General features: G+C 70.1%; 13 protein-coding genes and 2 pseudogenes. 10 read left to right on the forward strand and 5 right to left on the reverse strand.

From position 1 onward, the window contains the following. Positions 1 to 363 precede the first annotated feature (363 nt). The 4 genes and pseudogenes from OG734_RS23940 to OG734_RS23955 all read right to left on the reverse strand — a co-directional run bounded on the left by OG734_RS23940 (position 364) and on the right by OG734_RS23955 (position 3,576). Positions 364 to 787, reverse strand: a pseudogene (locus OG734_RS23940) (PIN domain nuclease). Further along, positions 784 to 999 carry a type II toxin-antitoxin system VapB family antitoxin gene (locus OG734_RS23945; protein WP_330289556.1) on the reverse strand — a complete coding sequence of 72 codons (216 nt, stop codon included), beginning with the start codon at positions 997 to 999 and terminating at the stop codon, positions 784 to 786. The pseudogene OG734_RS23940 and the gene OG734_RS23945 overlap by 4 nt, the downstream one beginning before the upstream one ends. Before the next feature lie 230 nt (positions 1,000 to 1,229). Further along, positions 1,230 to 2,513, reverse strand: coding sequence for an MFS transporter (locus OG734_RS23950; protein WP_330289557.1), 1,284 nt, complete (start codon positions 2,511 to 2,513; stop codon positions 1,230 to 1,232). 118 nt (positions 2,514 to 2,631) lie between these two features. Beyond that, entirely contained in the window at positions 2,632 to 3,576 is a 945-nt protein-coding gene (locus tag OG734_RS23955; RefSeq protein WP_330289558.1) for a LysR family transcriptional regulator, read from the reverse strand. A 133-nt stretch (positions 3,577 to 3,709) separates the two neighbouring features. Here OG734_RS23955 and OG734_RS23960 point away from each other — a divergent pair, with 133 nt between their 5' ends. The 10 genes and pseudogenes from OG734_RS23960 to OG734_RS24005 all read left to right on the forward strand — a co-directional run. Then, positions 3,710 to 4,708, forward strand: coding sequence for a fumarylacetoacetate hydrolase family protein (locus OG734_RS23960; protein ID WP_330289559.1), 999 nt, complete (start codon positions 3,710 to 3,712; stop codon positions 4,706 to 4,708). Next, positions 4,705 to 5,682, forward strand: a complete 978-nt coding sequence (locus OG734_RS23965; RefSeq protein ID WP_330289560.1) for a cyclase family protein — start codon at positions 4,705 to 4,707, stop codon at positions 5,680 to 5,682. Before OG734_RS23960 ends, OG734_RS23965 begins: the two co-directional genes overlap by 4 nt. A 104-nt stretch (positions 5,683 to 5,786) precedes the next feature. Next, entirely contained in the window at positions 5,787 to 6,935 is a 1,149-nt protein-coding gene (locus tag OG734_RS23970) for an FAD-dependent oxidoreductase (RefSeq protein ID WP_330289561.1), read from the forward strand. Beyond that, positions 6,932 to 7,939 (forward strand): amidohydrolase family protein, encoded by a 1,008-nt coding sequence (locus tag OG734_RS23975; RefSeq protein WP_330289562.1) that lies wholly within the window; start codon positions 6,932 to 6,934, stop codon positions 7,937 to 7,939. Before OG734_RS23970 ends, OG734_RS23975 begins: the two co-directional genes overlap by 4 nt. Before the next feature lie 11 nt (positions 7,940 to 7,950). Further along, positions 7,951 to 8,901 carry a VOC family protein gene (locus tag OG734_RS23980; protein ID WP_330289563.1) on the forward strand — a complete coding sequence of 317 codons (951 nt, stop codon included), beginning with the start codon at positions 7,951 to 7,953 and terminating at the stop codon, positions 8,899 to 8,901. A gap of 84 nt (positions 8,902 to 8,985) precedes the next feature. Then, positions 8,986 to 9,951 carry a fumarylacetoacetate hydrolase family protein gene (locus tag OG734_RS23985; RefSeq protein WP_330289564.1) on the forward strand — a complete coding sequence of 322 codons (966 nt, stop codon included), beginning with the start codon at positions 8,986 to 8,988 and terminating at the stop codon, positions 9,949 to 9,951. Positions 9,952 to 9,962: 11 nt separating this feature from the next. After that, a complete protein-coding gene (locus OG734_RS23990) occupies positions 9,963 to 10,700 on the forward strand; it encodes an SDR family NAD(P)-dependent oxidoreductase (RefSeq protein ID WP_330289565.1) in 738 nt (245 codons plus the stop codon). A gap of 35 nt (positions 10,701 to 10,735) precedes the next feature. Then, the gene (locus tag OG734_RS23995) at positions 10,736 to 11,518 is read left to right on the forward strand and encodes a CoA transferase subunit A (RefSeq protein WP_330289566.1); all 783 of its coding nucleotides are present in this window, start codon (positions 10,736 to 10,738) and stop codon (positions 11,516 to 11,518) included. Further along, on the forward strand, positions 11,515 to 12,150 hold the full coding sequence (locus tag OG734_RS24000; protein ID WP_330289567.1) for a CoA transferase subunit B: 636 nt from the start codon (positions 11,515 to 11,517) through the stop codon (positions 12,148 to 12,150). Before OG734_RS23995 ends, OG734_RS24000 begins: the two co-directional genes overlap by 4 nt. Before the next feature lie 347 nt (positions 12,151 to 12,497). Then, positions 12,498 to 12,701: pseudogene (locus OG734_RS24005) on the forward strand (site-specific integrase); the annotation flags it as partial. 193 nt (positions 12,702 to 12,894) lie between these two features. On the opposite strand, the gene OG734_RS24010 reads toward OG734_RS24005, so the two are convergent. Beyond that, positions 12,895 to 13,752, reverse strand: coding sequence for a hypothetical protein (locus OG734_RS24010; RefSeq protein WP_330289568.1), 858 nt, complete (start codon positions 13,750 to 13,752; stop codon positions 12,895 to 12,897). Between the last annotated feature and the right edge of the window lie 102 nt (positions 13,753 to 13,854).

Below are 13,854 nucleotides of genomic sequence, written 5' to 3' on the forward strand. Positions count from 1 at the left end.
GTGGACGCGCGCTCTCCCGGCGCGCACTGCGTTCAGCGCCGGCGGCGACCACGCAGAGCCCGCCAGGCGTCGCCGACCGCGTTGGCGGACAGCAGCGACCAGCCCTCCGGCTTTGAGACGGAAACCGTCGAAGGGCCCCACCGCGAACGGTGGGGCCCTTCGACATCGTGCCCGGTGAGGCACTGGCGGAGGATACGAGATTCGAACTCGTGAGGGGTTGCCCCTAACACGCTTTCCAACTGTTCGTCTGGGGGTTCGGGGGTGTGCGGGAGTGTTCTGACCTGCGGTGCAGCCGACTCGGGTGGGGCTTCTGAACGATGTCGTACGGTGGTGAACGCAACCAGAACTGCAACCACTGCTGACCTACTTGCCGTGTTCCGGGCCGTACCACTGGAGGGCTTGCCCGGTCACTGCGGCGATGCACTCGAAGTCGTGGTCGCGATGGATGCAGAGTAAGCCCCTGCAGCTCGGCGGTCGCGGCGACGACCAGGTCGACAGCTCCGGCACTTCGGTGTTTCCCCTGCTTGGTGAGGGCTTCCTGGACCTGCCAGGCGCGGTCATAGGCGCGGTCGTCGACGGGAACCCAGCCGAAGATCAGCCGCATGTCCTCGATGCCGCGCGCTCGGTCGGCAGTTGACCGTGTGCTGTAGAAGAACTCGAGCTCGGTGATCGGGCAGGTTGCGATGAGTCCGGCCGCGGCGGCCTGGTCCCAGCCGTACTGCTCCGCTTCCCCGCACATGAACCGCGCGAGCGCGCTGGTGTCGATCAGGAACTGGGCCGCGTTCACCGGCGGTAGTTCTCCTTTTTCTCGAACAGTTCCAGATCGAATGCGCCGTCGCCCGCCGCGGCCCGTAGCCGGGCGAGAGCCAGGGCGCGACGCCGGCTCTCCAACACCTCGCGAAGAGCGGTGTTGACGGTCTCCTTCTTGGTGTTCGTTCCGAGGGCTTTCGCCACGTCCGCGACCAGGTCGTCGTCCAGGTCGATGACCGTCCGACTCATGTGTGCCTCCTGATATCAAACGTGGAGTCAAGTATGTCTCGCGAGGTGCCCGCGGGGGTGGCTCGCCGGGGCACCCGGCCTTGGCCGCCGAGTCCTAGGCGGGCATCACGCCATGGATGCGGGAGAGAGTGAAGACGCGTTCCGCTTCGCACAGGTGGCACCAGGCGTTGAGGCAGGGCGGGTCGAGTTCGAGGTCGCTGAGGGTGCGTACGGTCCGGGGCGGCTTCCTGCTACTGGGGCAACGGTGCGACGGCCGCGGCCCTGCGCCGGGCGGTCAGGAAGAGGCCTGCCGCGACGACGGCCGAGGTCAGGCCGAGCAGGCCGACGGCGGAGGCCAGGGTGCCGAGGGCGGACTCGGCCGCGATCAGCGCCAGCGGGCAGATGAACTGGCCGATGAAGAACGACGCGGTCCACAGGCCGGTGCCACGGCCTCGGTCGGCGAAGTCCAGCCTGGACATGGCGATGGTGAGCAGGGAAGGCAGCAGGAGACCGGTGCCGAGGCAGTTGAGTACGGCGCCGGCGATCAGCAGCGGCGCGCTGTTGGCGAGCCACATCACCGCGAACCCGGCCGAGCACAGGGCGAAGACGAGTGGCAGCCGGGGCCCCGGGGCCCCGCGCAGCTTGGCGAAGGTGATCGCGCCGGCCACGGTGGCGGCGCTGGCGATCGCTGTGGCCAGCCCGATCACGCTGGTCGCCGTCACGCCGAGGTCGTCCAGCAGGTAGGACATCTCCACCGGGACGGTGTAGAAGACGAGGGCCCCGAACACGGTGAGTCCGCAGATACCGGCCAGCTGCCGGAAGGGGAAGGAGCGCTTCGGCACGACCGTGGTGTCCGTGCTCTCCCCGTCCCCGTCCTCGGCGGCGGCACCGGTGGCCGCGGTCGGCTTCGGCAGCCCGATGGCCATGAGCGGGGCGATGAGCAGGCTGACGGCGTAGATCCAGAACGGGGCCCGCCAGCCGACCGACCCCGCGGCACCGCCGATGACGAAGAACGCGGTCGCGGAGGCGGAGGCGCACATGGTCTGCAGGGCGAGGTAGCGGTCCCGTACCCGACCGCTGTAGTAGTCGCCGATCAGCGTGGTGCAGCAGGTCATGATGGCGGCCTCGGCGACACCTACCAGGGCGCGGCTGGCCACGATGGCGCCCAGCGACTCCAGCCACAGCGGGGCGGTGCCGAAGATCGAGTACAGCACGGTCGCGGCGATCAGCAGGCGCTTGCGGCCGAGCCGGTCGACGATGACGCCCGCGAAGGGTGCCAGCAGGCCCAGCGCCAGGGCAGGGACGGTGAGGGCCATCGGGACCAGGGCGCCTGCGCCGGGCACGTCGGCGAAGTGGTCCTGCATCTTGGGCAGCACGGGGGCGATGAGGACGGCCCCGAGGATCGGCAGGCAGCTGCCGGCCATGAGGAGAGCGACGCGCAGCCGGTGCGCGGCACCGGACGTCGGAAGGATCGCACCGGGTGGCGGCACTGGTTCCACGTAAGCGGGCGGGGGCGGAGGCACGGAAGCGGGCATGCGGGAACTCCACGTGGCGTGGTTGGGGAGGACGGCACGCCACCGGGGAACAGACACCCCGGGAAGAGGAGCGTGCGGAGGAACTGGGGTCGACTATGAGTGAGCGGCCCAGCCCTGCCTAGCCTCTGTCCGATCGATCTGCCGGATCGCGATCATCCTTGCCGTGGATGGCCTCCGCGACCCGCGCCGCCGTCTCCCGCAGCCAGATGTGCGCCGCGTCGTGCGTGTGCACCGGGTGCCACCACAGGGCTTCCCGGAGCGGCACGGCGTCGTAGGGCGGTTCCATGACCCGTACGGGGACGAGTCCGTCGAGCCGGTCGGCGAGATGCCCCTGGATCAGGGCGACCCGGCGGGTGCCCGCGACCAGGAGGGGCATCAACTGGAAGCTGTCGACGGAGACTTCGACGCGCGGCTCGATACCGAGCATGCCGATCTGACGGGCGGCGGGTGCGTCGTACGTGCGCTGGTACGTCACCCACGGCAGCCGGGCCAGGTCGTCGAGGGTGAGCTGCTCGCCGACCTCGGGGTTGTCGTCGGCGACGAGGTAGACCCAGCGGTCCCGGTAGAGCTCCACGGCGGGAAAGTCGCCGATGATGCCGTGCGGCAGGAGCAGCCCGTCGGCGGTGCTCAGCAGCGCCCCGGTGTTCTCGGTGAGGTCCGTCGGGGGCTGCCTGAAGCGCAGCCTGATCCCCGGCGCCTCGTTGTGGGCGGTGCGGGCGAGTTCGGCACCGAAGACGGCCACCGCGTAGTCGGAGGCGATCAGGGTGAACTCGTGCTCCTCACGGGCGGGGTCGAACACCGCCTGGCTGGTGAAGACGCGTTCGAGCAGGTCGCAGGCGGTGGCGGTGCGGGCGAGGAGGGCCAGGCCGAGGGCGGTCAGTTCGTAGTGTCCGCCGACCCTGGAGAGCAGGTCGTCGCCGAAGTGGCGGCGCAGCCGGGCCAGGGCGGCGCTCATGGCGGGCTGGCTGAGCCCGATGCGCCGGCCCGCGTTGGTGACGTTGCGCTCCTCCAGGAGGGCCCGCAGGGCGACGACGAGGTTGAGGTCCAGGCTGGCCAGGTTCACGCGAAATCCCTTACGGAGCAGGAGACGGTGGCGTGAGTATTCGCCGCCTGGATGCCTGGCATCCAAGGAATCTATTTCCCTGATCGCAATCTACGGGTCAGATTAGTGGCCTCGCAATCGGGAGGACATCTCCGTGAAATCCGCAGCCACGTCGGCGCCCCTCTTCGCCGGCCCCTTGGCCATCGGCACTCTTTCCGTTCCGGGCGGGGCCGCGTTCCCCGGCCTCGTGCTGCCGGACGGCCGCGTGCTCGACCTGCGTACGGCACTGGACGAACCCGCCCTGACCACCCTCGCTCTCCTGGAGCGCTGGGACGAGGAACTGCCTCGCCTGCGCGGCCTCGCGGACGAGCCGGCCGGTGACTGGCTGCCGCTGGACGACCTGTCCGTGCACGCGCCCGTCGAGCCCCGGCAGATCTTCCAGTCCGGCGCCAACTACCGGCAGCACGTGATCGACCTGGAGGTCGCGCACCGCTCCCCGGACGACCCGCGCACCGCCGAGGAGGCCCGCGCCGAGATCGCGGCGATCATGGACAAGCGGGCCACCGAGGATCTCCCGTACGTCTTCATCGGCCTGCCGACCACGATCACCGGCCCCTACGACGACGTCGTACTGCCCGCCTGGGCCAAGAAGCCCGACTGGGAGCTGGAGCTGGCCGCGGTGATCTCCCGCCCCACCTACCGGGTCACGGTGGAAGAGGCCCTTGACCACGTCGCGGGCTACACCATCGCCAACGACCTCACCGACCGGGCCACCGTCTTCCGCCGGGACATGCCCGCCATCGGCACCGACTGGCTGCGCTGCAAGAACGCTCCCGGCTTCACCCCGCTGGGCCCCTGGATCGTCCCCGCCGGGTCCGTCGCCGACCCGTCCGAGCTGCAGGTCACCCTGAAGCTCAACGGAGACACCATGCAGGACGAGTCCGCCAAGGACATGATCTTCGGCGTGGCGCGTCTGGTCTCGTACATCTCCCAGACCTCCCAACTCCTTCCCGGTGACCTGGTGTTGACCGGCAGCCCGGCCGGGAACGGCATGCACTGGGGCCGGCTGCTGCGCGACGGCGACGTGATGGACGGATCCGTCACGGGGCTCGGTGCCCAGCGCACCCACTGCGTCGCGGAGGAGGCGTCGTGAGCGGCAGCGCCACCGTGCCTGATGCGGCAGACGCCGAGGGCGCGATCGCCGAGGCCGCCAAGGCGTACTCGAACTGGGGCCGTTGGGGCGAGGACGACGTCCTCGGCACGCTCAACTTCCTGGACGCCGGAAAGCGCCGCGAGGGCGCGGCCCTCGTCCGCGACGGGGTCAGCTTCTCGCTCTCCCAGCGTTTCGACATGAACGGCCCGCAGAAGGGCTGGCGGCGACGTACGAATCCGGTGCACACCATGCTCGACACCGGCACCGACGCCGCCCTGGGCAACCAGGGTTTCCCGCACGGCATCGGCGGCGCCGACGACGTGATCGCGATGCCGCTGCAGTGCTCCACCCAGTGGGACGGCCTCGGTCACATCTTCGACCATGGCAAGGCATGGAACGGGCGAGCCGCCGAGAAGGTCGTCACCTCCGACGGCGACCTCGTCACGGGCATCGAGCACATGGCGCCGTACGTGGCCGGGAGGGGCGTCCTCCTCGATGTGGGTCTGGTCGTCGGCGAGAACGGCGAACTGCCCGACGGCTTCGCCATCACCGAGGAGCACCTGACCGCCAGCGCCGAGGCGCACGGCGTCACCGTCGGCCGCGGCGACCTCGTCCTCGTCCGCACCGGACGGCTGACCCGCGCCAAGCGTGACGGCTGGGGCGAGTACGCGGGCGGTCCCTCGCCCGGGCTGAGTTTCACCACCGCCGGCTGGCTGCACGGCAGCGAGATCGCCGGGATCGCCACCGACACCTGGGGTTTCGAGGTCCGGCCCAACGAGTTCGACCACGCCTTCCAGCCGCTGCACCAGGTCGCCATCCCCAACATCGGCCTGCTCATCGGCGAGATGTGGGACCTCGACGCGCTGGCCGAGCACTGTGCGGCCGACGGGCGGTACGAGTTCTGGCTCACCGCCGCTCCGCTGCCCATCACCGGAGCCGTCGGTTCCCCCGTGAACCCGATCGCCGTCAAGTAACGCCCCGGACCGACGGAGTGGGCCGCCCCGACAGCCGCACCCGTCCGGCTCGCACCACCACCCCTGCCGCTCGAAGTCGCGCGGCCCCACCGCAGGGAGATCCCATGACCGACCCCCGCCCCCGCACCGTCCTCGTCATCGGCGGTGGCGCCTCCGGCAACGCCGTGACCGTGCTGTTGCGGCGAGCGGGCATCACCGTGGACCTGATCGAGGCCAGGCCCGACTGGAACGTCCTCGGCTCCGGCATCACCCTCCAGGGCAACGCGCTGCGCGTACTGCGCGAACTGGGCGTGTGGGACAAGGTCCAGGAGAGCGGCTACACCTTCGACTCCGTGGGCCTGGCCACGCCCGACGGCCATGTGTTCCACGTCCAGCAGGACATCCGTACCGGCGGCGACGACCTGCCCGCGACCATCGGCATGCGGCGGCCCCGGCTCCAGGAGATCCTGTGCGAGGCGGTCCGGGCGAGCGGTGCGACGGTCCGCCTCGGCACCACCGCCGACGAGCTGGTCCAGGACGGGGCCGGCGTCACCGCCCGCTTCAGCGACGGCACCGAGGGCCGCTACAACCTCGTCATCGCCGCCGACGGTCTCAACTCCCTGACCCGCGCGATGATCGGCATCAGTGAGAAACCCGAGCCGACCGGCATGGCCATCTGGCGCGTCGCCGCACCCCGCCCGGCGGGCGTGGAGCGCACGGACCTGGCCTACGGCGGGCCCTGCTACATCGCCGGTTACTGCCCCACCAGCGAGAGCACCATCTACGCCTATCTCGTCGAGGCCAACCGCGACCGCGCCTCCATCGACCCGGCCTCGTACGCGGACGAGATGCGACGCCTCGCAGCTCCGTACGGCGGCGCCTGGCCCGAGATCGCCGCCGGCATCACCGACCCTGCGAAGGTCAACTACACCTGGTTCGACCGGCTGCTCGTCGAGGGTTCCTGGCACCGCGGCCGGGTCGTGCTGGTCGGCGACGCCGCCCATGCCTGCCCGCCCACCCTCGCGCAGGGCGCGGCCATGTCGCTGGAGGATGCCTCCGTACTGGCCGAGCTGCTGAGCGCGGAGGAGTCGTGGGATTCCCTCGACACCCTCGACGACCTGCTGACCCGCTACCACGAGCGCCGCATCGACCGTGTCCGCACGGTCGTCGAGGCCTCGGTGCTGCTCGGCCAGTGGCAGCTGGACGGCGTCCGTGACGCCGACGTGCCCGGCCTGATCGGCCGCACGATGTCCGTCCTGAAGGAGACCCCGTGACGACCCCGGCCACCCCCACCATCGACGTCCACGCGCACGTCCTGCTTCCACAGGTCGAGCAGGCAGTCGCCGGACACCCCGGGCTGGCCGCCGCCCGCAGCCTCGACGCCCGCCGAAACGGCCCCGAGGCGCTCGCCGTCAGCGGCCCGATGGTCCGCGACCGCATCCCTCGACTGACCGACGTCAAGGCCCGGCTCACCGCGATGGACGCCGCCGGCGTCGACATCCAACTGGTCTCGCCGTCCCCCTCGCACTACCACTACTGGGCCGACGAGGGCCTGGCCCGCACGGTGTGGGAGCTGGCCAACTCCGGCACCGCCGCGCACGTCGCGGGGGCCCCCGAACGGCTCCTCGGCCTCGGTCTGGTGCCGCTGCAGCATCCGGTGCTGGCCGTGGAGGCGCTGGACCACGCCCTCGCGCAGGGGCTGCTGGGTGTGGAGATCTCCTCGCACGCGCCCGGCCTGGAGCTGTCGGACCCGGCGTACGCACCCTTCTGGACGCGCGCCGAGGAGGCCGGCGCCGTGCTCTTCCTGCACCCCTTCGGCTGCACGCTCGACGAGCGCCTGGACCGCTGGTACCTGTCCAACACGGTCGGGCAGCCCACCGAGAACGCCGTCGCGCTCTCCCACCTCATCTTCTCCGGCGTGCTGGACCGCCACCCTGGCCTGAAGGTGATCGCCGCGCACGGCGGCGGCTACCTGCCCACCCACATCGGCCGCTCCGACCACGCCTGGCGGACCAGACCGGACACGCGGGGCTGCGCGTCCGAGCCCAGCAGCTACCTCAAGCGGCTGTACTTCGACTCGCTCGTCCACGACCCGCACGTCCTGCGCGAGCTGATCCGGGTGGCCGGCCCCGACCGGGTCCTGCTCGGCTCGGACTTCCCCTTCGACATGGGCACCGAGGATCCGGTCGGCGCGCTGCGCGCCGCCGCGGACCTGCCCGACCCCCACTTCCACGCCGTACGCGGCGGCAACGCGGCAGCGCTGCTGCGCCTCTCCTGAGGAGCCCCGACATGACCGACGATTCGTCCAACCGCCTGCTCACCCACCTGCGGCACGTCGACCTCGCCGTGCCCGACTACGACAAGCAGCTCGACTTCTACGCCGGAGTCTGGGGCCTGACCAAGGTCGCCGAGGACTCGGGCATCTCCTTCCTGGCCGCCGAGGGCAGCCCCGAGCAGTACGTCGTACGGCTCCGCAAGGCCGAGGAGAAGCGGCTCGACCTCGTCTCCTACGGCGCCGCGTCGGCCACCGACGTGGACACGCTCGCCGGGCAACTCCTCGCGGAGGGCGTGCGGTTGATCTCGCAGCCGGGCAAGGTCGACACCCCCGGCGGGGGCTACGGCTTCCGCTTCTTCGACGGCGACGGCCGCACCGTCGAGGTCTCGGCGGAGGTCGAGGCCCGGCAGCACCGGCGTATCGAGGAGAAGGAGGCCATCCCCGTCCGCCTCTCACACGTCGTCCTCAACTCCCCAGACCTGGACGCCACCCGCGCCTGGTACGAGCGCCACCTCGGCTTCCGGCTGTCCGACACGCTCAGCTCCCCGCACATGGGCGAGGTCATGCACTTCATGCGGATCAGCAACCAGCACCACTCGATGGCCCTCGCCAAGGGGCCACACACCTCCCTGCACCACGTCTCGTTCGAGATGCGCGGCCTGGACGAGTACATGCGCGGCTCGGGACGCGTGATGCGCTCCGGTGCCCGCAAGATCTGGGGCCCGGGCCGGCACATGGCCGGCGACAACACCTTCACGTACTTCCTCGACCCGCACGGCAACACCGTCGAGTACACAACGGAGTTGGAGGAAATCGACGAGGACACCTGGCATCCGCACGTCTACGACTTCTCCCGGCCCGAAGTCACCGACCAGTGGGGCACCGCCAACCCCATGAACGAACTGGTAGCCAAGGAGTCCTTCAACGACGTCGACCGCGGTGTCTTCGTCGCCCCGCCGGTCTGATCCCTCTCGGCTCGGCGCCGGGGGCGCGGAACGGTCCATGCCCTGACTCGCCCCCGTCCCCGGCCCCCGGACTTCAGGAATGCCATGCGCTTCGCCACGTACGAACACCACGGCCGCCACAGCGTCGCCACCGTCGGGGACGACGGCACCCTCCACCCCTTCCCCGGCCGTGCCTCGCTGCTCGACCTGCTCGGGGCGGGCCCCGCGGCGCTGCGCGAGGCGGGCAACGCCACGCAGGCCGTGCCGGGTGGCCCGCATGTCTCGCAGGTGCGACTGCTGCCGCCCTTCCAGCCGCCGTCCGTACGGGACTTCGTCACCTTCGAGGAACACGTCGAGGGCGTACGACGCAGCATCGACAACACGGCCGGGGTCCCCGACGCCTGGTACGACGCGCCGACCTTCTACTTCACCAATCCGTACGCCGTCATCGGCGCGCACGACGACGTGCCCGTGCCGCCCGGCTCCTCGGTCCTGGACTTCGAACTCGAAGTCGCCGCCGTCATCGGCGTCGAGGGCCGCGACCTGACGCCCGAGCAGGCCCGCGACCACATCATCGGCTACACGATCTTCAACGACTGGTCCGCCCGTGACCTTCAGTCCGCCGAGATGAGGGTCGGGTTGGGCCCCTGCAAGGGCAAGGACACCGCCACCACCCTCGGCCCCTACCTGGTCACCGCCGACGAGCTGGAGCCGTACCGGGACACGGACGGGTTCCTGCGTCTGGCACTGACCGCGGAGATCAACGGTGATGTGGTCGGCAAGGACCTGCTGTCCAACATGAGCTGGACCTTCGAGGAGATGGTCGCCTACGCCTCGCGCGGCACATACGTCCGTCCCGGCGATGTGCTCGGCTCCGGCACCTGCGGCAACGGCGGCTGCCTGGCCGAGCTGTGGGGCGTACGCGGCCGCCAGGATCCGCCACCGCTGAAGCCCGGTGACACCGTCGCCCTCACCGTCGAGGGCATCGGCACCGTCACCAACACCGTCGTGCCCGGCGCTGGACCGGTACTGGTCCCCCGGGCCCGCAAGCGCCCGCGGCTGCGCCCGTGAACGGCGGGGCCGTGAACAGGCTGGACGGCAAGGTCGTGATCGTCACCGGAGCCGCGCGTGGGCAGGGCGCGGCCGAGGCCGAGGCGCTGACCCGCGCGGGGGCGGTGGTCGTCGCCACCGATGTGACTCAGGCTCCGGGCTGTCGGCGCCTGGACGTCACCGACGCGAAGGAGTGGGCGGCGCTCGCCGAAGAGCTGCGCTGCCAGTACGGAGAGGTCCACGGCCTGGTCAACAACGCCGGCATCACCTGGCGCGCGAGACTCCACGAGGTCACGCCCGAGGACTTCGCCCGCGTCCACGCCGTCAACGTCACCGGCCCGCTCCTTGCCATCCAGCACCTGGCGCCGTTGATGCCGCCGGGCTCGTCGATCGTCAACGTCGGCTCCTCCGCCGGGCTCACCGGGCACTACCCGGTCGCGTACACGGCCAGCAAGTGGGCGCTGCGCGGCCTGTCCAAGGCGGCCTGTGTCGAGCTGGGCCCCCGGGGCATCCGAGTGAACACCATCCATCCCGGCTTCATCGAGACCGAGATGACCGCCTCCGCCGCGCCCGCCTTCCGCGAGGCGAACATCCGCGAGACGCCGCTGGCCCGCACCGGCACCGTCGACGAGATCACCCCGCTGGTGGTCTTCCTCCTCTCCGACGACGCGTCCTTCATCACCGGCACGGAGATTCCCGTAGACGGCGGCTTCACCGCACACGGCGGCGCCAAGTCCATCTCCGACGCCCTGCGGCCTGCCTCCGACTGACCGCCAACTGACCTCCGACCGAAAGGACCCCCTACGTGAACAAGGTCAGCGCGAGCGCCGCCGCGGCGGTCGCCGACATCCCCGACGGGGCCTCGCTGGCAGTCGGCGGCTTCGGCCTGTCCGGCATCCCGGCCACCCTCATCGGCGCCCTGCGCACTCAGGGCGCCACCGACCTGAAGGTCGTCTCCAACAACTGCGGCGTCGACGGCCAGGGGCTGGGCGTCCTCCTCGCCGAGGGCCGCATCAGCCGCGTGACGGGCAGCTACGTCGGGGAGAACAAGGAGTTCGCCCGCCAGTACCTCAGCGGTGAACTAGAGGTCGAGCTCGTCCCCCAGGGCACCCTCGCCGAGCGGCTGCGAGCCGGCGGCGCCGGCATCCCGGCCTTCTACACCCCGGCGGGCGTGGGCACCCAGGTCGCCGACGGCGGTCTGCCCTGGCGCTACGCGGCCGACGGCAGCATCGCCGTCGCCTCCCCGGCGAAGGAGTCCCGCACCTTCGGCGGTCGCGACCACATCCTCGAACACGGCATCACCACCGACTACGCCCTCGTCCGCGCCTGGCGCGGCGACACCCACGGCAACCTGGTCTTCAACAAGGCCGCCGCCAACTTCAACCCGCTGGCCGCCATGGCCGGTCGCATCACCGTGGCGGAGGTCGAGGAACTCGTCGAGCCCGGAGCCCTCGACCCCGACGCGATCCACGTCCCCGGCATCTTCGTGCAGCGGGTCGTGGCCCTCACCCCCGCCCAGGCCGCCGACAAGCGCATAGAGCACCTTCGAATTTCCGCATTTTCGACACGAGGGACCGTACCCGCATGAGCTGGACTCGCGACCAGATGGCCGCCCGCGCCGCCGCCGAACTGACCGACGGCAGTCACGTCAACCTCGGCATCGGCCTGCCCACCCTCGTCCCGGGCCACCTTCCGCCGGGAGTTCACGTCGTCCTGCACTCCGAGAACGGCATCCTGGGCACCGGTCCGTACCCCCACGAGCACGAGGTCGACCCCGACCTCATCAACGCGGGCAAGGAGACCGTCACCGTCCTCCCCGGCGCCTCCTTCTTCGACTCCGCGCTCTCCTTCGGCATGATCCGCGGCGGCCACATCGACACCGCCGTCCTCGGCGCCATGCAGGTCTCGCAGCACGGCGACCTCGCCAACTGGGTGATCCCCGGCAAGATGGTCAAGGGCATGGGCGGCGCCATGGACCTCGTCCACGGCGCCCAGCGCGTCATCGTCCTCATGGAACACACCGCCAAGGACGGCAGCCCCAAAATCCTCGACGAGTGCACCCTGCCCCTCACCGGCAAGGCCTGCGTCCACCGCGTAATCACCGACCTCGGCGTCATCGACGTCACCGACAACGGCCTGCTCCTCGTCGAGACCGCCCCCGGCGTCACGGCCGAGGCCATCACAGCGGTCACTGCCGCGAAGCTGCACACCGCCCCCTGACGACACGCCGACCCGGCCGCAGCGCACTGTCGGGCCAGTAACAGACCTTCGGATCACCCCCGCCGTGTCACGGTCTCGGAGAGGTAGAAGCGGCGGCCGTCCAGGGGGAAGGGTGCTTCAGCCTTCCAGGCGTTTGCAACAACTCATGAAACGTGAAACCCCAGCATGATCGGCGACCGTCGCCGTGTTTCACGAGCGACCACCTATGAAACAACCTCAGTGTCCGCGTTGTCGTCTCTTCGAGTCGGCGGACGTCCTCGCCACCGCCTACGAGACCGGTTCGTGCCCGTGACGTCCTGACCGCTGGCGTGTGGCACGTTTCGCTCGCATTCCGGTCCCACCCCCGCCGTCTCCATGACGCTCGCCACACCGCCGCGACCGTTCTCCTGATCCTCGGCGTCCCGGACGTCGTGATCGACTCGATCATGGGTTGGGAGCCCGGGGGAGCGGCCCGGATGCGCGCCCGGTACATGCACGTGACGGGGACCATGCTCCGCAAGGTCGCGCAGCAAGTCGGCGACGCTCTCTGGGAGCTCCCGAAAACGAACTGAGACGGACAACGAAGAACGGCCCCACCGCAAGCGGTGGGGCCCTTCGACATCGTGCCCGTGGTGGAGGTTCCGGACGACGCCGGACGGGAGCGAATGAGACCAGAACTGAGACCGGACTGGGTCGGTTCACACTTCGGAGCGCCCGTCGGCTTCAGGTCTTCGGGCACTCAGGGTCTTCGTGCGCGGCGGCGTCTCAGCGCAGGCATTCACTCCGCCCGTTCGGACGGTCGTGCTTGTAGAACCTGAACGCCGGTTGCCCGTTGCGGAGCTCGTCGGACGTTCCGTCGTAGTAGTAGTCGTAGTCCACGATGTCTCGCTGGGTGCCGTAGATGCCCCACTTGTCGTGGCCCTTCTTCTGGGTCCCGTCGTACCAGTTGTACTCGTCGATCCAGAAGTGCGGGTTGACGCGCACCACGCGCTTGATGGGCGCCGCGGTGAGCCATGCGGTCCTGCCGGGCGGGACGTCTATGGAGACGGAACGGTTCCAGCCGACGGTCTTGCCGTAGGCCCACGAGTACGAGAACTCGGCACCGAGGCCGACACCGAACATCTTGCTGACGTTGGGGGAGACGCTGAGGCTGCCGCTCACCGTCTTCGTGGTGGTCGTCGTCGTGCTGTAGTTCTGCTCGACCCTCTGGCTGACGTTGCCTCCCCACGAGCAGTTGGTCACCTGGTCGGAGTACGCCGTCTGTCTCCCCTCGTACGTCCAGGACGACGACGCCGGGTAGAAGCAGTGGCCCTTGATCTCACGCCAGCCCGGGTTCATGGCGAAGACCCTTCCCGCCTTGCTGCCGCTGATGAATCGCCAGACCGGCAGGTTGCCCAGGCCTCCATGGCGACTGTCGAGCAGCCGCTTGCTGTCGACGTTGTAGTACCAGACGCTCTGGCCGCTCCGGTTGGAGCCGTCCTGGCACATGTTCGGGAGCAGCCAGTCGTGTACGCCGTTGACGTCCGTCGATGCGATCGCGGTCGGGGCGGAGCCGAGGGTCAGGCCGCCGATCGCCATAACGAAGGCGGCGCCCGTCAGGAGGCACTTCTTGATGGTTGGCACGATTCCCACGTCCTTGCACTGGATGCGAGACCACACGTATGAGGCCGGGCGGTCGCTAGCCGTGAGTCGGCTGCGAGCAGTCTTTTGGCGACGCGAGTTGTT

Source organism: Streptomyces sp. NBC_00576, assembly GCF_036345175.1.
GTDB lineage: Bacteria > Actinomycetota > Actinomycetes > Streptomycetales > Streptomycetaceae > Streptomyces.

What these genes read in the sequence shown, in the direction of transcription:
- OG734_RS24000 (WP_330289567.1), top strand. Translation starts at nt 11,515, where the DNA reads ATGAGCTGGACTCGCGACCAGATGGCCGCCCGCGCCGCCGCCGAACTG.
- OG734_RS23945 (WP_330289556.1), bottom strand. Translation starts at nt 999, where the DNA reads ATGAGTCGGACGGTCATCGACCTGGACGACGACCTGGTCGCGGACGTG.
- OG734_RS23970 (WP_330289561.1), top strand. Translation starts at nt 5,787, where the DNA reads ATGACCGACCCCCGCCCCCGCACCGTCCTCGTCATCGGCGGTGGCGCC.
- OG734_RS23980 (WP_330289563.1), top strand. Translation starts at nt 7,951, where the DNA reads ATGACCGACGATTCGTCCAACCGCCTGCTCACCCACCTGCGGCACGTC.
- OG734_RS23985 (WP_330289564.1), top strand. Translation starts at nt 8,986, where the DNA reads ATGCGCTTCGCCACGTACGAACACCACGGCCGCCACAGCGTCGCCACC.
- OG734_RS23950 (WP_330289557.1), bottom strand. Translation starts at nt 2,513, where the DNA reads ATGCCCGCTTCCGTGCCTCCGCCCCCGCCCGCTTACGTGGAACCAGTG.